Genomic DNA, 18,208 nt, shown 5'->3' on the forward strand with positions numbered 1-18,208 from the left:
GATCTCCCATAAAAGCCGCCCAGTGCGGCTTTTTGTTTGCCTGTTTACCACCCTACCCGGTACACTCGCCCGCTTGTTCGCCAGACCTTGCATTATTTGTAAACGGCTAAACCTTGATCAAATCACTTTCGAATACCGTAAAAGAGCTGGGCGCAGGCCTGAAACGCCTGTCCGGACGGAAATCCCGTTCTGAAAAAGTCGAATTGCGCATTATCCCGCGCGACGAGCACAGCATCAGCCGCAGCAACATCAGTGAAAGCGCACTGAAGGTTCTCTATCGCCTGAATAAAGCCGGCTACCAGGCTCTGCTGGTCGGTGGTGGCGTGCGCGACACACTGCTGGGTCTGAACCCTAAAGATTTTGACGTGGCGACCAACGCCACTCCGGAACAGGTTAATGCACTGTTCCGTAACTCCCGCCTGATTGGCCGTCGTTTTAAACTGGTGCATGTGGTTTACGGTCGCGAGGTGATCGAAGTCGCGACCTTCCGCGCACCGCCGACGGATGAACATTCGACCAAAATCGCTGCTACCGGCGATCAGGGCATGATCCTGCGCGACAATGTTTACGGCAATAAAGATGAAGACGCGATGCGTCGCGACTTTACAGTCAACGCCTTGTACTACGACATTGCCGATTTCAGTGTGCATGCCTATGCCGGTGGCTGGGATGACCTGAACAATAAACGTCTGCGTCTGATTGGTGACCCGGAAACCCGTTACCGCGAAGACCCTGTGCGTATGCTGCGTGCCGTACGCTTCGCCGCCAAGCTGGGATTCTCAATCGAAGCTTATACAGCAGAACCTATCCCGGTGATGGCACCACTGCTGGAGCAGATTCCGGCAGCACGACTGTTTGAAGAAGTTCTGAAACTGTTCCTGCACGGCCAGGCACTGGAAACACTACGCCTGCTACGCGAATACAACCTGTTTGGCGCCTTATTCCCGGCCACCGAGCAATGTCTGCGTGACGACCCGCTGGCACTGGCGATGGTTGAAAATACCATGCGTAACACCGACACCCGTATTCGCGCGGGTAAATCGGTAACACCGTATTTCTTTATGGCGTCATTAATGTGGCCACCACTGCTGCGGGTCAAAGACGAATTCGAAGCCGCCGGCCTGGCTGCGCATCCGGCGATGCAAAAAGCCGCAGACCGGGTGATGTCGCAGCAATTGCAGAGCACAGCTATTCCGAAGCGCCTGGCCATTCCGATGCGCGAAATCTGGGAGCTGCAGTTACGTCTGGCGAAAACCAACAGCCGCAAGGTAACCGAGTTACTCACACATCCGCGTTTCCGCGCTGCTTATGACTTTGTCCTGCTGCGCGAGCAATCCGGTGAAGACCTGAAAGGCATTGGTGCGTTCTGGACCCGCCTGCAGGAACAGAACCCGGATCTGGTGCCAAGCCGCAGCAGCTTCCGGGAAGAACGTTCAGACAACGACAGCCGCAATGACGGTGGCCGTCGTCGTCGCCGTCCACCGCGCAAGCGCAACCGCCGTCCACCAAGCGGCAACTGATTCAGCCATGACCTGCTGTTACATCGGTTTAGGGGCCAATATTGATGATCCTGTGCACCAGCTTGAGCTGGCGCTGCAGGCTTTATCAGCCCTGCCGCAGACAGCATTGGTGCGGGTATCATCCCTGTATGGCAGTCGCCCGCTTGGTCCGGAAGATCAGCCCGACTATGTGAATGCTGTTGCTGAAATCAACACCCAGCTGGAACCCATGGCTTTGCTCGATGCCCTGCAAAGCCAGGAACAACAGCAAGGACGTATCAAACGCCGTCATTGGGGTGAACGCTGTATTGATCTTGATCTGTTACTTTACGGATCACTCACTATGGATAGTGACCGACTGACTATCCCCCACAAAGAACTGCACAAACGCAGCTTTGTGGTGGAGCCGCTAAGGGAAATTGCCCCCGGCCTGCATCTGCCCGATGGCACCGCCATCGCTGAGCTGGAGCCGGAGTTTGGGGGTGAATTGCACCGTATCGGCGCACTTTCAGTTGACTTATAACTACCAATCCGCACCATACGCTCCCAGAATGATGCCGCCCGGCGGCTGTAAACCGGAGGTTGACCATGAGTCCCATCAGTATCCGCACGCTGCAAAATATGAAAGAGCAGCAGGAAAAATTTACTGTCCTGACCGCCTACGACGCGACCTTTGCCCAGTTGGCGGCAGACGCTGGCGTTGAAGTTCTGCTGGTCGGAGATTCTCTGGGGAATGTTCTGCAGGGACACGACAGCACACTGCCTGTTACCGTTGCCGATATGGCCTATCACACAGCGTCTGTTGCCCGTGGTAACCGCCGCGCTGCACGTCCTGCACTGATCATGACCGACCTGCCGTTTATGAGCTATGGCACCGTTGAGCAAGGTCTGGAAAGCGCTCGCGCTGTTATGCAGGCAGGTGCTCAGATGGTTAAACTTGAAGGCGACGACTGGCTGGTACCGCTGGTTGAAGCGCTGTCTCGTCAGGGCGTGCCTGTGTGTGCCCATCTGGGTCTGACGCCGCAATCGGTGAACAAATTTGGCGGCTACCGTGTTCAGGGCCGTGATGAAGCGGCTGCCGATGCCATGGTAGAGCACTCACGCGCACTGGCCGATGCCGGTGCCGATATTCTGCTGCTCGAATGCGTACCGAATGCATTGGCCGAGCGCATCACCCAGGCGGTTAACGTTCCGGTTATTGGTATTGGTGCCGGCGCAGCAACTGACGCCCAGGTACTGGTCATGCACGATATGCTCGGTCTGAATACCGGCCGCACGCCAAAGTTCGTTAAAAACTTTATGGCTGATGGCCGTAACGTACAGCAAGCCTTCGCTGCCTACGTCGAGGAAGTTAAAGCCGGCACCTTTCCGGGTGAGGAGCACGGTTTCGCATCATGATTACCGTTCATACCATTGCTGAGCTGCGCGAGCACGTCCGTGCTGCGCGTCAGGCCGGGCGTAAAATCGGTTTCGTGCCGACCATGGGTAACCTGCATGCAGGCCATATCAGCCTGATCGAACGCAGCCGCGCGGAAGACTGCTTTACGGTATCCAGCATTTTTGTGAACCCACTGCAGTTCAACGATAAAGATGACCTCGCACGCTACCCACGCACTCTGCCACAGGACCAGGAAAAGCTGGCAGCGGCCGAGTGTGATCTGCTGTTTGCTCCGGACGTCAATGAGATGTACCCCAATGGTCAGGACGAGCAGAGCATTGTGCATGTGCCGGTAGTATCCGATGGTCTGTGTGGCGGCAGTCGTCCGGGACACTTTGATGGCGTATCCACAGTCGTCACCAAACTGTTCAATCAGGTACAACCTGATATGGCGTTTTTCGGCCAGAAAGATTTTCAGCAGGTTGCCGTGATCCGCAAAATGGTGGCCGACCTGTGTATGCCGATTACTATCGTTGCGGTACCGACCAAACGTGCCGAAGATGGTCTGGCACTGAGCTCACGCAATGGCTATCTGAGCGCCGACGAGCGCCAGCTGGCGACCGGCTTGTATCAGACACTGAATGAAATCGGCGACGATTTAAGTGCCGGCAAAGATATCACCGAGCTGCTCAGCGCTGCGCGTAAACGTCTTGATAGCCGCGGATTCCGTACCGACTACCTCGAAATCCGTCGGGTTTCCGACCTGGCTCCGGCGACCGCAGACGACCGGGAAGTCGTCATTCTGGGCGCGGCTTTCCTTGGTCCGGCACGCCTGATTGATAATATTCAGGTGGCGTTGAATCACTAATCTGATTCAGGCATACTGCGCCGCCTTATGCCCGAATGGGCAATAAGTGAACAATTCCGCCTCTGCGGACTGAGTCCGCAGGCGAAGAGTCGTCCGAACACTCAAGAAAGGGTTTACCATGCAATCCATCATGCTCAAAGCCAAGCTGCACCAGGCTCGTGTTACCCACGCCGTGCTGAACTACGAAGGCTCTTGTGCCATTGACGGCAAGTTGCTGGATCTCGCGGGAATGCGTGAGTTTGAACAGATCCAGATTTACAACATCGATAACGGCAAGCGTTTCACCACCTACATCATCCGTGGTGAAGATGGTTCTGGCATCATCTCTGTGAACGGCGCGGCTGCTCACATGGCGGATGTTGGCGATCGCATCATCATCTGTGCTTACGGCAACTATGATGAGAGCGAGCTGGCAACCTTCAAACCAAAGATGGTGTACATCAACGCCGACAACACCGTCAGCCACACCAGTTTTGATATTCCGGTTCAGGTTGCCTGATCGCTTGCTGAATCATTGAAAAACGCCGCTCTGTCATCACAGTGCGGCGTTTTTTTTGGCCTGCTTTTGCCCATACCGTATACTCAGCCATTATCACCATCTGACGCATACGCTACATCAAGGAACGCTCATGGCCATCCCCGGCAGCCTGACCCAACTGGATATCTGGAAATCCCTGCAGTCACACTATCAGGACATCAAAGATCAGCACATGCGCGACTGGTTCGCTGCTGACCTCAACCGTTTCGAACGCTTCAATGTGACCGCAGCCGGGCTGACACTGGACTACTCCAAGAACCGTATCAACGACGACAGCATGAATCTGCTGATGCAGCTGGCCCGAGTCCGCAACCTGCCTCAGCAGATCAATGCTATGTTCACGGGTGAAGCCATCAACCGCAGTGAGAAGCGGCCGGCATTGCATACCGCCCTGCGTAACTTCAGTGATCGAGCGATTGTCGTAGACGGCCAGGACATCATGCCGGAAATTCGCGACACAGTGCGCCGCATGGAAGAGTTCTGCTGGAAAATCCGCCGTAATCAGTGGCGTGGCTATTCCAACAAACCTTTTACCGATGTGGTTTCCATTGGTATCGGCGGTTCTTTCCTTGGTCCGAAGCTGGCTTCAGGTGCGCTCAAACCATACTGGGACAGCCGCCTGAACATTCATTATCTGGCCAATATCGACGGCTCGCATATCACTGAAATTCTCAAGCGTCTGGACCCATCGACCACGCTGTTTATTATTCAGTCCAAGTCCTTCGGCACGCAGGAAACCCTGAAAAATGCGCTGGCCTGTCGACAGTGGTTTCTCGACAACGGCGGTGAGGAAAGCGATCTGCCGAAGCACTTCACCGCAGTCTCTTCAAACGTCGAGAAAGCCAAAGCATTCGGTATTGCCGAAGAGAACATCTTCCCTATGTGGGACTGGGTTGGCGGACGTTACTCGCTGTGGTCGGCCATCGGTTTGCCGCTGGCACTGGCCATTGGTATTGATAATTTCCGCGACCTGCTGCGCGGTGCCTTCGAGATGGATGAGCACTTCCGCACTGCGCCGCTGGAACAGAATATGCCCGTCATCATGGCCCTGCTTGGTGTCTGGTATGTAAACTTCTTTGGTGTGAACTCACACGCCATTCTGCCGTACGACCACTATCTGCGTACCCTGCCGGCTCACCTGCAGCAGCTCGACATGGAAAGTAACGGTAAGTCCATCACCCTTGATGGGAACCCGGTTGATTACAACACCGGTCCGATCATCTGGGGTGGCGTCGGCACCAACGGTCAGCACGCCTTCCACCAGCTGTTGCACCAGGGCACCCATTTCTCTCCGGCTGATTTCATCATGCCGATGTGCAGCCACAACCCGATTGATAACTTCCATGCCATGCTGGTATCCAACTGCCTCAGTCAGAGTCAGGCACTGCTGCAGGGCAAATCGGAGGAAGAGGCAATTGAAGAGCTGGTTGCTTCCGGCATGAGCAAGGCTGAAGCCATCGTGCTGGCACCACAGAAAGTGATTCCCGGCAATCGCCCGAGTAACACGCTGTACTTCCCGAAAGCCAAGCCTCAGACCGTCGGTGCACTGATTGCACTGTACGAACATAAAGTCGCCGCTCAGGGCATGATCTGGGGGGTAAACTCCTTCGATCAATGGGGCGTTGAACTGGGTAAACAGCTGGGCAACAAGGTACTGGATGCACTGGAGTCGCAAAAAATACCGCAGCATTTCGATGGTTCCACTAACGGCCTGGTGCGTGCCTTCCACCAGATGCAGAATCTGCTCTGATCCCGCCGGCCCGGTTGTTTGTACAGCCGGGCCAAAAGCACTATTCAAGACTGACAATCATCTCTTCTGGCTTGAGAAGACTACATTCCTCGTCTATTCCTGATAGGAAACAATTTAACCTCAATCAGGACGATGATATGGGTGCCTTCAAGGGACTGTCTTTACGTTACAAGATTTTTGCCATCGCACTCACGGGCGCTATCGGCTTCGTCGCCTACCTTGGCTACTCGGTGTTTGCTCAACAGAACATCGAATCCAGTCTGAAGCACATGGAAGACGTATCCTTTCCTCTGACTGAACAGATAGATCGCAGCGGACTGTTGCTGTTTCGCCTGCGTAACGAGCTGGCCAATGCCGTAGCCGATATGGATCAGGACAGAGTTACTGATGCAGAAGCGCTGAATGAGCAGATGCAGACCACCCTAAGCCGTATTGAAGCCCTGCAGCCTGATGGCAATCAGCGGGTCCGACAGCTACGCAATGCATACAGTATTTACTGGCAATCGGCCCACGATATGGCCACCGGCATGATTCAGGGCACACTCGACTTTACCCAGCTGGCAGCCAAGGCTCAGAACGCCAACAAAACCTACGATACCTTCAGCAGCCTGCTCGATGAGCTGCGTGAGACCAACTATCAGGTCTTCTCACAGCAGATTCAGAGCACCAGCCAGCAAAGTCAGAATATGCTGAAGGTCGGTCTGGCAATCGCTCTGCTGGTGATTGCCATTCTGCAGGGAACCGCCTGGTACATTTCCGGCGTCATCACCGGCATGATCAATCGCCTGGTCAGCTCACTGAGCGACATGGCCACCGGCAAGGGTGATCTGACAGTTCGCCTGCAGACCCGGGCAACCGATGAGATCGGCCAGCTGGTTGCGAACTTCAACGGCTTTATCAGTCATCTGCAGCTGTTGGTCAGAGCCATGGCCAACCTCAGTATCGGGGTATCCGGCGGCTCCGAACAGGTACTGACGATTGCCACCAAAACCCGCCGCGGCATTGAACAGCAACAAACCGAAATCGGCATGGTGGCCACGGCCGTCAATCAGATGTCAGCCACCGCCTCTGAGGTAGCAGAAAGCGCCGAAGCCGCTGCCGAAGCTACTGCCAAAGCAACGGAAGAAGCGGAAGCATCCCGCCGAACCATGACTGCCAATATTCAGGCGATTACCACCCTGGTGGGCGATGTGCAGAAAGCACGGGAAGTCATTCAGGCGCTGGCGGAAGAAAGCAAACAGATCGGCGAAGCCTCGCGAACGATTCAGGATATTGCCGAACAGACCAACCTGCTGGCGCTGAATGCCGCCATTGAAGCCGCACGAGCCGGTGAGCAGGGACGTGGCTTTGCCGTAGTCGCAGATGAAGTTCGCACCCTGGCCGGACGCACAGAAGAAACCACCAGCAACATCCAGAGCATTACCGAACGGCTGAACCGCAGCATGCAGGCCGCCGTGCAGGTAATGGAATCCAGCCAGCACAATGCCGAAAGCGTGGTCGGTCAGTCACGCGAAGCACAGACATCGCTGGAAACCATTATGCAGCATGTCGAAACCATCAACGCCATGAACGCTCAGGTCGCCACTGCCGCTGAAGAACAAAGCCAGGTCGCAGCGGAGATCTCAGCCAATATCGTGCGTATCAATCAGGTGTCGGAAGATACCGTTGCCGAAGCAACGCGCACCTCCGAAGCCTCCGAAGAATTAGCCGAACAGGCAGAACAACTGCGCAGTATCGTGTACGAGTTCAAGGTTTAGGATAAAATGGCCGCCTTTTAACGCTGCTCCCCCGAGCACTTAACGGGAAGGCTAATATGTCTGCTTCACACGGCTCCGCGAACGCCTCTTTCCACGCCATAGAATGGCACCACCAGAGCTTACGCCTGCTGGATCAGCGGGTGCTGCCGCATGAACACAAAGTCCACGAATACACCACCGCCAGCGCCGTTGCAGATGCCATCCGCGATATGGTTGTGCGTGGCGCACCTGCGATTGGTATCGCAGCAGCCTACGGCTATGCGCTGGATGCCCTGGCCGGTCGTGATCTGCAGGCCGCCTACAAAGTACTGGCGGAATCCCGTCCGACCGCGGTAAACCTGTTCTGGGCACTGGAACGTATGGCAGGTATTGGCAGCGACGACCCGCATGCTCTGGTGGCCGAAGCACGCCGTATTCATGAAGAAGATATCGCCGCTAACCTCGCCATGGGTCAGTTCGGTGCTTCTGTCATCGGCGAGAATGCCGTGATTTATACCCACTGTAATACCGGTGCACTGGCAACCGGTGGCCACGGCACGGCACTGGGTGTGATCCGCTCGGCTTACGCCGATAACAAGGTGACACAGGTTTATGCCGGTGAGACCCGCCCATGGCTGCAGGGCGCTCGCCTCACCGCCTGGGAACTGATGCAGGATAATATTCCGGTATCGCTGGTCTGTGATGGTGCTGCCGCACAGCTGTTCAAACGCGAAAAAGTCGACTGGGTTATCGTCGGTGCTGACCGCATCACCGCTAACGGTGATGTGGCCAATAAAATCGGTACCTACAGTCTGGCAGTACTGGCTAAACACCACGGCATTAATGTCATGGTGGTCGCGCCCACCACCACCTTTGATCCTTCTCTGGCCAGTGGCGATGACATTCCCATTGAACAGCGCCCTCAGGAAGAAGTAACCAGTCTGTTTGGCCACCCGGTGGCTCCGGCGGGTTGCAAGGCAATTAACCCATCCTTCGACGTTACGCCTGCAGGCCTGATCGATGTGATTGCTACCGAAAAAGGTCTGATTATGCAGCCCGACGCCGAAAGCGTTGCACTGCTGCTGGCTCGCTGAGGAATACCCATGTACAACCAACAGGAATTTGCCCGCGCCGCGCAAGCACTGTGTGACTACGGCCGCATTCTCTACAGCCGCGGCTGGTCACCGGCCACCAGTTCGAATTATTCCGTGCGCCTGAATGACCACTGCTGCGCACTGACCAGCTCCGGCAAACACAAAGGCGAACTGACACCAGCGGACATTCTCGCCGTCGACTGGCAGGGCCAGGCGCTGAGCGCCGGCAAACCATCGGCAGAAACTCTGCTGCATACCCAGCTGTATCAACGTGACGAGCAGATTGGTGCCGTACTTCACACTCACTCACCGGTGGCTGTGGTACTGTCGCAAATCTGGCCGCAGGACAGCCTGTCGTTAACCGGCTGGGAGCTGCAGAAAGCCTTCGCCGGTGAAACCACCCACGAAGATACGGTAACCTTTCCGCTGTTTGCCAACGACCAGAATATTGATCGTCTGTCGGCGCTGGTCGAGAGCCATATGCAAGCGCACGGTCAGGGCCATGCATACCTGATTCGTGGGCACGGTATCTACACCTGGGGCAAAGATCTGGCCGAATGTTTCCGCCACCTGGAAGCACTGGAAAACCTGCTGGGCTACCAGCTTGAACTGCTGAAGCTTGGCAAATAAGAGGTTCCTATGAGCATCATCCGTATATACAACGAAACTGACACCACCAACCTGCTGTTCACCAGTGACCGTCAGAGCCGTATCGCTGAGCGTCTGAACGACATTGGCGTACGCTTCGAACAATGGTCCACTACCAGCACACTGGCCCCCGGCGCCAGCCAGGAAGACGTTATTGCCGCTTATCAGGCAGATATCGATCGTCTGATGCAGGAAGATGGCTACCAGACCGTCGATGTTGTCAGCCTTAGTGCCGACCACCCGCAGAAAGCAGAGCTGCGCCAGAAGTTCCTCAGCGAACACACCCACAGCGAAGACGAAGTGCGTTTCTTCGTTGCCGGCGAAGGGCTGTTCAGCCTGCATGCGGATAACAAAGTATTTGAAGTGCTGTGTCAGCAAGGCGACCTGATCAGCGTACCGGCCAATACCCCGCACTGGTTTGATATGGGCCCTAACCCGGGTTTTATCGCCATCCGCCTGTTTAATAATCCGGATGGCTGGGTCGCCAACTTTACCGATAGCCCGATCGCTGAACGCTTTAACCGTCTGGAAAACTGATTTCGCTATGCAGAACGTCAAACTTATCCTGACCGATATCGAAGGCACCACGTCGTCGATTACCTTCGTTAAAGACGTACTTTTCCCATACGCGGCAGACCACCTGCCCGCGTTCGTAAAAGAACATATTAACGACGAAAACGTTCAGGCCGCCCTGCAACAAACGGCACAACTTGCAGCAGAAGACGGTGACGTGATTAATGCAGACGAAACGGACGCACTCATCGCTAAACTGCTGCAATGGATCAGCGAAGACCGCAAAGCCACCCCACTCAAAGCCCTGCAAGGGCTGATCTGGAAAACCGGCTACGAAAATGGCGACTACAAAGCGCATATGTACCCGGACGCCACCGAATACCTGAAAAAATGGCACGACAGCGGCCTGCCGCTATATGTGTATTCCTCAGGTTCGGTACAAGCCCAGGAACTCTTCTTCGGCTACTCGCAGGATGGCAACCTGCTGCCCTTATTCAAAGGCCACTTCGATACCCTGATGGGCGGCAAACGAGAGACTCAGTCGTACCTGAATATTCTGGCTGAACTGCAGAAAACACACACCGGTTTAAACGCCGTAGACGTGCTGTTTTTATCGGATATCAAAGAAGAACTGGATGCCGCCAAAGAAGCAGGTATGCAGACGGTATGGCTGCTGCGTGACAGTGATATTCCGGCGGATGCAGCGCATAAAGCTGTGAAGAGTTTTGCGGAGATCTGATCGCTAACGCTATCTACTGTAACGATATTAGCGTCGAACAGATTCACACGTTCGTACGCTTGACCCTGTAGGAGGGGGTCATATCCCCGACACGGTTTCGATCATCATTTGAGCCGCCCGAAAAAACCGTCGGGTGAACACTGCGCACCAGCCCTCTGGTCAAACTGTCGAGTAGATAGTATTAGCCAGATAACGTCATAAATAACAGACTCACTCAAATACCCAGACCAGTATGACAATCCCTACCATAACTGTCATGGCCAAACTTAACCTCTACGAGACGCTGTGGTAAGGTCCGCCATAACCAGACAACATCAAGGGAAGCGATATGGAAGTCTGCATCAAAGGCAATGAAGCCATCTTTCAGGGGCAGCCATGGAAGCAAATCAGCCCGCCCGATCAAGGGATGAAAGTGTTCGTGCCAAAGAGCGAACACTCAAACTACAACCGCCTGAAAAACAAAGCCAAGACGGACTTCCACGCAGGCTACCTGCTATCCCAACTCAACAGTCTGAATAACCGCCATGGATTACTCCGCAGTAGCGTTAGTCGATTCAAGCCAACAGAACATAAGCTTGAAATAGATGGTGGCTATATCTGCTACAGCATGGCCAACGGTTGTGTGTTTGTTCAGGACTATTCCATCTCAAGGAATAAATCTGACGATAAGGCCGGATTGTACGTAGCAACCTACAGCAAAGTAGGCGGTTCGGGCTGGAAAGAGAATGAAGAAAGTAGAATTTCTTCATCACACATTGCAATCAACGGTGGTTACGCAAACCTCAAAAGTGCAGTGTTCGCTATGCCTCAGTTTATAGAACGAGGGTATAAACCTGATACTACGCAAACAACTCTTGAGACATCTGGATATTCTCTATTTTATAACGATTGTGGAACTGGTCTGGATTCTAGCTTCAGAGAAGTATTCGACGCATCCATCATAAATACCAAAGGCGGATCGGAAAACGCTAAGAAGCTTGCTCAGATAATCCGCATTGAAGCGAGAGCTGGTAAAGAACTTAATTGGACCCTGCATGAGAAAGGCCATGCGCTCTTCAAGCGTGCACTTCAGATTGCACTAAAAGAGCTTTCACCGAAAGAGATCGAAAATCTGGGAAAGCAAAGGGTATTCTATGCCAACCCAACAATGAACCTCTCTGTCATCGACCACTACCGTAAAAAAGCGGGCATGCAACTTGCGCCACAGCGACCACTGATGAACGAGCTGAACCTATCACAAACCTGGGGAACAGGTAATGCCATCAGTGAAATTCATGTTTCAGCACGGCAGATGAAGGAGCAAGGCGAAAATGGCCTGCGCAACCTGACACCTGGCCAACTTACCGCCACTGGTTTTAAACGCACTATGATGGCAGCTGTAGGGGCGAGCCCTTACCTGATACCGCAAGCAGCGCTATCTGTTCAAGCCGTTTCCTTTGCTACTGGCTGGGCCGCACTGGTTATATCCAACTTCGGAGCCAACTCAAAAGTAATCGAGAATGGCGGTGATATGATCGACCACGCAATCAACCAGTTTCGTCAACGAGCCTGATAATGTCATACCCTCTACTCGGCAGTGTTCGGCTCCCAAAATCAAAAGACGCGAAGCAACGCTCTTTTAACCTATCTGATATTAGAGTGACTATGGAGCTTCACCCGCTCGCAACCCCCTGGAGGTCAGAGCGGCAGTTTCCATCTCAGCTGAATATATTTGATGACGATGCTTTTGGGTTTGAAGTAAGTGGAGTCGGCTACAGACCTTGTTATGAGAGCACCTGGGACATAAAAGGCCCTCCTGTTATCGGGAAAGGACTCTCTTACCTGGATTTCAGGTTGATCCTTGCCAAATGCAAAAATAAAGACAGTTTATTTATACCAAGCAGTCTACTGGAAATAGTAAAGTCAGAGTCTGTAGAACTGTTCAATGACGACACATACTATCTTAACGTGACTGCCTTGAAGGAAGTTAAAGATATTCCCATAAACGGACTAGACTTCACGTTTCATACAAATGAGGTTGAGTATAAAACCAGAGGAGATTCCATTGAGTACATTTGGACCATCTCTATTACAGAAAGACACTTCCTTCAGTTTATCTTTAGTCTTGCAGCGAATAAAAAGATCCGGCCACATATTCCTGCCGTAGAAGACTACTGCAGCTCTATCATGCAAACCGTCCAGATCGACTTTCCTGACTGGGTTGAGAGAGAGAAAGCTGCTGCGGCATCAATATCAAGAGATAAAAATCAAGTCGCAGACATAGAGCCTCTGGTCTGGAAGCGAGAGGCTGATACCAGTTCATACCTGGATTTCAGAAGAGAAGTGGCCGAGAAGGCGAAACAAACCGAAGAGCAGCAATAGCGCATCCTAAAAACGCTTTCGGGATGTTTCAGCCTTATCTGCTTGGTACGATATACTCTTGACTTATACCCAGAGGGTTCCTGACCAACGCAAAATCGATTTTGCAGGAACCACCGTCACCGGCCTATCATCGCGACGACTTGCCAGTCGAGCCTTCAGAACGGCGCAACACATCAAGCCTATCCAGACCTTCACAGTAGCCAACATCAGAAATCACTCCGATTTCCAACCACTCGTTAAGCTGGTCCTTAGTGGCTAACTCACAACGTTTGAACTGATCTTCATTGGCACAGTAGCTTTTACCATTATCAAATACATAACCGTCGTATATCGTCATAGACTCAGGATCAACCCCATCAACCACATGAGGATCATCCCCGCCGATGTAATAGAGATGCATACTATCCCTGGCCAGCCCATCATCCAGCATTTCAAACGAGTCTGGATCTTTAACTTCAAGCACCCGCTTTCCCTTTATGTATAGCTGATCAGCCGCCAATAACAGACCATCATAAAGCACCCTTACACGTTGAGGATCGACTTCAGCAAGTACAGTTGGAGACTCATCGTCGAGATAATACACAGAATCTCTGTCCCGGCCGTAGTACGCAAACCTGTCATCTGGATGAAACAGCAGCTCAAATGAATTTATATCTGCATTAGGTAATACCTTCTCAGTGTCAAGGTAAATACCGTTTTTATCTTTAGAGTAGTCGTGAGAATAAATGCGGCCTAACGATTTAAAGCTGTCACGATCAACAACACGCGACTGCCCATTAGAGTAAATTCTGAACTGATCTTTATATTGTTTAGCTATCAGAAATTTTGAACTAAAGCTCACATACTCTCGCTCGACCAAGTATGAATACTCATCACGAACAATCATCCCACGGCGGAATATCAGAATTGACAACGAAAGCCAACCACAAAAGAACCAACTCAAATAATCAGTTAATATAAGAGAGTATTGATCAGACGCTCTCAGGAAATCGCTTTCGGGCACACCGACATATTCAAAGGCACACCCCAGCATAAAAGCAAGGGCGAAAACAAGGTAGTAGATATAAGTACGCGACTGATAAATATTATAGAAAACTTCTTTGATCACCTTCCGCTCGGGATCCCTTAGCTTCTGTATCATCTTAATGACAAAAAGCCCTAGCATTATGACTACGACATTAATGGCTATTCCTAGTATAAAAAAGGAAACATCATCAACTGTAAACTCAAGCACTAACGCTGCAATAAGTGAAAATACTCCTCCAAACAGTAACAGGTATGTATCCACCTCATCCAGAAACGGTCGTTGGCAGTTCTGACAGACCAACATTTCAGATGCAGACTTTCTATTACAAGAAGCACATTCTTTTTGCTTAGATTTCATTACTTATACAATCCATTGTACATTAGTCCCATTTCCCATTCACTCCCTGAATTTACAATATACCTATTGTCAATTCGCTCTCAATATACGGGGAGCAATGTCTAAATTGTCTCGTCAGCTTCCATCCGTCTGATCTGAGAATTATCGATCTTATATACCCCTGACTTATCTTTAAAGGTTTTATAATCAATAGCCTCGAAACTCTCTGGGTCTACAACATCCAGCCTAATCTGTTTGATACCGGAAATCAGATAGACGCCCTGACTGTCTCTCACATAGTTGTGTGACAGCACTTCAAGGGTTTCAATATCGAGGTCAAGTTCGATTCTATCCGGGCCTTGGTATACCGACTTTCCATCAGTGAGATAACCATGTTCCAATACTCTGACTGTCTTTACATCAACATCATTAAGGGCTTTGGAATATCGCCCCATCAAGTAGTAGACCCTGTCTCTATCAATGGCAAAGACATGTGACTTCCGTTCAGGATCTTCCGTCAATAACTTAAACGTTGAAATATCCAGCTCCGGAATAATCACTCCAGCCCTCTCAGCATGAGTGTGTTCAATAAAGAAGATCTGATCTTTATCCATAAAGTAGGTGAACCCCAGCGTCTCAAACGCGCTATGGAAGGTTTCCTTGTCTACTTCGACAGAAATATTCTTCAGATAGAGTTTGTATCGCCCTCCCAATGACCTTGCCAGAACCCTGAAATCGGTAATTCGTTCATACTCATTAGAGACAATGCGTCTATAAAAGCTATCGGTTGTAAATATCATTCCTTTATGAAAGGCAAGGACAAATATCAAATAGATAAACGCCAAAAGATAACATCCAATCTCCAGAATCTCAGGCTTACTCATAAGGCCATCAAGGCCAGACTCCGGCTGCAAGAACAGGTATTTATCGTAGTAGAGTACTAGAGCACCGGCAATAGAAAGAATATACACGGAACTACCAAGCATTGAATAAGGAAGTACATAAGCCGCTTCTTTTACTACATTTCGTTCTGGACTTCGCCATTTCTGAAAAAGCTTCAGAATCATATAGAGTAACATCGACGAGGCACTCCAGAGGACGTACATCACGCTATAAAAGAACTGATCACGCAATACGTAGGCAACGACTGTAAACGCAATAGCAAGAAAGAGAACCAACCAACTATCGTTACGATCATGAAACGCTCTCTTACAGTTCCGGCAAACAAGAAGCTCTTCAGATTCTTCTTCGAAATCACATCGACCACATATTTTCATCATAAATTCCTTTTACAAAAATCATCCATATTCAACAACCAATAGGCATTCGCAGTCACGCTTTCTTCTTTCAGGGTTTTTATACAGCCCTTCTATCAAGAGTGATCGCCTCACGCTCCACCGCCTGCGCCAACTCTACAAAGATTGGATCGTGTTCTGTCAGAAAGCTGAAATTGCTATTCTGGTCAGGTGATTTCATCCGCCAGAAACTCCATTTCTGATCGATTGCCTTAGCCACTCACATTACCTGTTAATAACGTCAATAGCGAACAAAGATCACCTTCTGGCAGGGTTAAAACACATATACTCCAACCCTCTGAAAGAAAAAGCCCGGCAAGCCGGGCAAAAGATACACCAGATGTATGGTGGTGTTCATTGAAATGGTTTCTCAGAACAGATGCTCTGCATGAAAACGCAGATGCTCCTCAATAAACGAGGCAATAAAGTAGTAACTGTGATCGTAACCATCATGACGGCGCAGTTGCAGCGGGTAGCCGCTAAGCTGAGCTGCCTGCTCCAGCATTTCTGGTTTCAGCTGTTCCTGCAGGAAGTTATCCGCCATGCCCTGATCAACCAGGGCAGGCAGTTTATGCTCGGCGGCGGCCATTAACCCCGACGCATCATACTGAGCCCATTGCAGGCGATCATTGCCAAGATAGGCTGTGAATGCTTTTTGTCCCCATGGGCAATTCATCGGATTCGTAATCGGACTGAAAGCCGACACAGAGCTGTAACGCTGTGGATTACGCAGGGCAATCAGCAACGCGCCATGGCCGCCCATCGAGTGTCCGGCAATGGCTCGTTGCTGAGTGACGGGAAAAGTCGCTTCAATTAATGCTGGCAACTCCTCTACCACATAATCGTACATGCGGTAGTGGCTGCTCCATGGTGGCTGCGTCGCGTTCAGATAAAAACCCGCGCCCTTGCCCATGTCGTAGGCCGGGTCATCAGCCACATCGTCACCACGCGGGCTGGTATCTGGCGCTACAATCGCCATACCCAGTTCCGCGGCAATACGCTGCGCACCGGCCTTCTGCATAAAGTTTTCGTCGGTGCAGGTTAAGCCGGACAGCCAGTACAATACCGGCACCGGGGTTTCCGCACTGGCTTGTGGCGGCAGGTAAACCGCAAAACGCATATCACAATTCAGCACGTCTGAACGATGAGTGTATTGTTTGTGCCAGCCGCCGAAGGATTTATTCTGGCTGATCATTTCCAGAGTCATAGTTCTCTCCAGTTATATTCAACAAAAATGCAGCGTTAAACGCTGCATTTTCCGGCTGCCATTAATAGTGAATAACACTGCGAATGCTTTTGCCTTCGTGCATCAGGTCAAAGGCTTCGTTGATTTTATCCAGCGACATGGTGTGGGTAATAAAATCGTTCAGCGCGAATTTACCAGCCAGATAATCTTCAACAATACCCGGCAGTTCGGAACGGCCTTTCACACCACCGAAAGCGCTACCGCGCCATACGCGGCCAGTTACCAACTGGAATGGACGGGTGGAAATTTCCTGCCCCGCACCGGCCACACCAATAATGACCGACTCACCCCAACCCTTATGGCAACACTCGAGAGCTGAGCGCATCACGTTGACGTTACCGATACACTCGAAGGAATAATCCACGCCACCATCAGTTAATTCGACGATGACTTCCTGAATCGGCTTGTCGTAGTCGTTCGGATTAATGCACTCGGTGGCACCCAGTTTTTTCGCCAGCTCGAATTTACTGTCGTTAATGTCGATACCGATAATGCGGCTGGCTTTGGCCATAGTCGCACCGATAATCGCTGACAGGCCAATACCACCCAGACCAAAAATAGCCACGGTAGCGCCCTCTTCTACTTTGGCGGTATTCATTACCGCACCCATGCCCGTAGTCACACCACAGCCAAGCAGACAGACTTCTTCCAGCGGCGCAGATTTGTTCACCTTAGCCACAGAAATTTCCGGCAACACTGTGTACTCAGAGAAGGTAGAACAACCCATGTAATGGAAAATTGGCTCACCGTTAATGGAGAAGCGTGAGGTGCCGTCCGGCATCAGCCCCTGTCCCTGAGTTGCGCGTACTGCCTGACACAGGTTGGTTTTACCGGATTTACAGAATTTGCACTCGCCACATTCGGCGGTGTACAGCGGAATAACATGATCACCGACCTGTACGCTGGTGACACCCTCGCCCACAGACTCCACGATACCACCGCCTTCGTGGCCGAGAATCGCCGGAAAGATACCTTCCGGGTCATCACCGGACAGGGTGAACGCATCGGTGTGACAGACGCCGGTGGCGACAATTTTCACGCGGACTTCGCCGGCTTTCGGCGCTGCGACCTGAACTTCTTCAATTTTCAGCGGCTCGCCAGCAGCCCAGGCAACCGCAGCGCGGCAGGTAATGGTATCGGTCATATCGGTTCTCCTGTAATGATTGCCTCATTGTAATTA

Annotated in this window: 18 protein-coding genes; 13 read left to right on the forward strand and 5 right to left on the reverse strand. The window is 51.7% G+C overall.

Features of this window, described 5'->3' with window-relative positions; translation table 11 throughout:
• The first annotated feature begins 113 nt into the window (after window positions 1-113).
• From pcnB to I9W95_RS14200, 13 genes are all read left to right on the forward strand, one after another.
• Window positions 114-1,520: a polynucleotide adenylyltransferase PcnB gene (pcnB, locus tag I9W95_RS14140; RefSeq protein WP_225676005.1), complete on the forward strand. Its 1,407-nt coding sequence runs from the start codon at window positions 114-116 to the stop codon at window positions 1,518-1,520.
• Between the two features lie 7 nt (window positions 1,521-1,527).
• Window positions 1,528-2,022, forward strand: coding sequence for a 2-amino-4-hydroxy-6-hydroxymethyldihydropteridine diphosphokinase (gene folK / locus I9W95_RS14145; RefSeq protein ID WP_225676007.1), 495 nt, complete (start codon window positions 1,528-1,530; stop codon window positions 2,020-2,022).
• Window positions 2,023-2,087: 65 nt separating this feature from the next.
• Window positions 2,088-2,897 (forward strand): 3-methyl-2-oxobutanoate hydroxymethyltransferase, encoded by an 810-nt coding sequence (gene panB / locus I9W95_RS14150; protein ID WP_225676009.1) that lies wholly within the window; start codon window positions 2,088-2,090, stop codon window positions 2,895-2,897.
• A complete protein-coding gene (gene panC, locus I9W95_RS14155; RefSeq protein ID WP_225676011.1) occupies window positions 2,894-3,745 on the forward strand; it encodes a pantoate--beta-alanine ligase in 852 nt (283 codons plus the stop codon). The genes panB and panC overlap by 4 nt, the downstream gene beginning before the upstream one ends.
• A gap of 118 nt (window positions 3,746-3,863) precedes the next feature.
• A complete protein-coding gene (gene panD, locus I9W95_RS14160; RefSeq protein WP_225676013.1) occupies window positions 3,864-4,244 on the forward strand; it encodes an aspartate 1-decarboxylase in 381 nt (126 codons plus the stop codon).
• Between the two features lie 130 nt (window positions 4,245-4,374).
• Complete coding sequence (gene pgi / locus I9W95_RS14165) at window positions 4,375-6,033, forward strand: glucose-6-phosphate isomerase (RefSeq protein WP_225676015.1); 1,659 nt, start codon at window positions 4,375-4,377, stop codon at window positions 6,031-6,033.
• A 137-nt stretch (window positions 6,034-6,170) separates the two neighbouring features.
• Window positions 6,171-7,790 (forward strand): methyl-accepting chemotaxis protein, encoded by a 1,620-nt coding sequence (locus I9W95_RS14170; protein WP_225676017.1) that lies wholly within the window; start codon window positions 6,171-6,173, stop codon window positions 7,788-7,790.
• A gap of 56 nt (window positions 7,791-7,846) precedes the next feature.
• Window positions 7,847-8,863: an S-methyl-5-thioribose-1-phosphate isomerase gene (gene mtnA / locus I9W95_RS14175; protein ID WP_225676019.1), complete on the forward strand. Its 1,017-nt coding sequence runs from the start codon at window positions 7,847-7,849 to the stop codon at window positions 8,861-8,863.
• A 9-nt stretch (window positions 8,864-8,872) separates the two neighbouring features.
• Complete coding sequence (locus I9W95_RS14180) at window positions 8,873-9,493, forward strand: methylthioribulose 1-phosphate dehydratase (protein ID WP_225676021.1); 621 nt, start codon at window positions 8,873-8,875, stop codon at window positions 9,491-9,493.
• 9 nt (window positions 9,494-9,502) lie between these two features.
• A complete protein-coding gene (locus I9W95_RS14185) occupies window positions 9,503-10,048 on the forward strand; it encodes a 1,2-dihydroxy-3-keto-5-methylthiopentene dioxygenase (protein WP_225676023.1) in 546 nt (181 codons plus the stop codon).
• A gap of 7 nt (window positions 10,049-10,055) precedes the next feature.
• On the forward strand, window positions 10,056-10,763 hold the full coding sequence (mtnC, locus tag I9W95_RS14190) for an acireductone synthase (RefSeq protein WP_225676025.1): 708 nt from the start codon (window positions 10,056-10,058) through the stop codon (window positions 10,761-10,763).
• 328 nt (window positions 10,764-11,091) lie between these two features.
• Entirely contained in the window at window positions 11,092-12,315 is a 1,224-nt protein-coding gene (locus tag I9W95_RS14195; RefSeq protein ID WP_225676027.1) for a hypothetical protein, read from the forward strand.
• A 2-nt stretch (window positions 12,316-12,317) separates the two neighbouring features.
• A complete protein-coding gene (locus tag I9W95_RS14200) occupies window positions 12,318-13,124 on the forward strand; it encodes a hypothetical protein (RefSeq protein ID WP_225676029.1) in 807 nt (268 codons plus the stop codon).
• Window positions 13,125-13,251: 127 nt separating this feature from the next.
• Here the strand turns inward: I9W95_RS14200 and I9W95_RS14205 are convergent, their stop codons facing one another.
• From I9W95_RS14205 to I9W95_RS14225, 5 genes are all read right to left on the reverse strand, one after another.
• On the reverse strand, window positions 13,252-14,508 hold the full coding sequence (locus I9W95_RS14205; RefSeq protein ID WP_225676031.1) for a DKNYY domain-containing protein: 1,257 nt from the start codon (window positions 14,506-14,508) through the stop codon (window positions 13,252-13,254).
• A 101-nt stretch (window positions 14,509-14,609) separates the two neighbouring features.
• Window positions 14,610-15,767, reverse strand: coding sequence for a DKNYY domain-containing protein (locus I9W95_RS14210; protein ID WP_225676032.1), 1,158 nt, complete (start codon window positions 15,765-15,767; stop codon window positions 14,610-14,612).
• 76 nt (window positions 15,768-15,843) lie between these two features.
• The gene (locus I9W95_RS14215) at window positions 15,844-16,002 is read right to left on the reverse strand and encodes a hypothetical protein (RefSeq protein ID WP_225676034.1); all 159 of its coding nucleotides are present in this window, start codon (window positions 16,000-16,002) and stop codon (window positions 15,844-15,846) included.
• A gap of 150 nt (window positions 16,003-16,152) precedes the next feature.
• Entirely contained in the window at window positions 16,153-16,989 is an 837-nt protein-coding gene (gene fghA, locus I9W95_RS14220) for an S-formylglutathione hydrolase (protein ID WP_318653619.1), read from the reverse strand.
• Window positions 16,990-17,050: 61 nt separating this feature from the next.
• Entirely contained in the window at window positions 17,051-18,172 is a 1,122-nt protein-coding gene (locus I9W95_RS14225) for an S-(hydroxymethyl)glutathione dehydrogenase/class III alcohol dehydrogenase (protein WP_263866219.1), read from the reverse strand.
• Window positions 18,173-18,208 lie beyond the last annotated feature (36 nt).

Source organism: Thalassolituus marinus (assembly GCF_020320395.1).
Classification (GTDB): Bacteria; Pseudomonadota; Gammaproteobacteria; order Pseudomonadales; family Oceanobacteraceae; genus Venatoribacter; species Venatoribacter marinus.

Excerpts from the sequence above, each read along its gene's own strand:
- folK (WP_225676007.1), top strand. The coding sequence starts at position 1,528 with ATGACCTGCTGTTACATCGGTTTAGGGGCCAATATTGATGATCCTGTG.
- panB (WP_225676009.1), top strand. The coding sequence starts at position 2,088 with ATGAGTCCCATCAGTATCCGCACGCTGCAAAATATGAAAGAGCAGCAG.
- I9W95_RS14200 (WP_225676029.1), top strand. The coding sequence starts at position 12,318 with ATGTCATACCCTCTACTCGGCAGTGTTCGGCTCCCAAAATCAAAAGAC.
- I9W95_RS14210 (WP_225676032.1), bottom strand. The coding sequence starts at position 15,767 with ATGATGAAAATATGTGGTCGATGTGATTTCGAAGAAGAATCTGAAGAG.
- I9W95_RS14195 (WP_225676027.1), top strand. The coding sequence starts at position 11,092 with ATGGAAGTCTGCATCAAAGGCAATGAAGCCATCTTTCAGGGGCAGCCA.
- panC (WP_225676011.1), top strand. The coding sequence starts at position 2,894 with ATGATTACCGTTCATACCATTGCTGAGCTGCGCGAGCACGTCCGTGCT.
- I9W95_RS14225 (WP_263866219.1), bottom strand. The coding sequence starts at position 18,172 with ATGACCGATACCATTACCTGCCGCGCTGCGGTTGCCTGGGCTGCTGGC.
- I9W95_RS14170 (WP_225676017.1), top strand. The coding sequence starts at position 6,171 with ATGGGTGCCTTCAAGGGACTGTCTTTACGTTACAAGATTTTTGCCATC.
- I9W95_RS14180 (WP_225676021.1), top strand. The coding sequence starts at position 8,873 with ATGTACAACCAACAGGAATTTGCCCGCGCCGCGCAAGCACTGTGTGAC.
- mtnA (WP_225676019.1), top strand. The coding sequence starts at position 7,847 with ATGTCTGCTTCACACGGCTCCGCGAACGCCTCTTTCCACGCCATAGAA.
- pgi (WP_225676015.1), top strand. The coding sequence starts at position 4,375 with ATGGCCATCCCCGGCAGCCTGACCCAACTGGATATCTGGAAATCCCTG.
- panD (WP_225676013.1), top strand. The coding sequence starts at position 3,864 with ATGCAATCCATCATGCTCAAAGCCAAGCTGCACCAGGCTCGTGTTACC.
- fghA (WP_318653619.1), bottom strand. The coding sequence starts at position 16,989 with ATGACTCTGGAAATGATCAGCCAGAATAAATCCTTCGGCGGCTGGCAC.
- mtnC (WP_225676025.1), top strand. The coding sequence starts at position 10,056 with ATGCAGAACGTCAAACTTATCCTGACCGATATCGAAGGCACCACGTCG.
- I9W95_RS14205 (WP_225676031.1), bottom strand. The coding sequence starts at position 14,508 with ATGAAATCTAAGCAAAAAGAATGTGCTTCTTGTAATAGAAAGTCTGCA.
- I9W95_RS14185 (WP_225676023.1), top strand. The coding sequence starts at position 9,503 with ATGAGCATCATCCGTATATACAACGAAACTGACACCACCAACCTGCTG.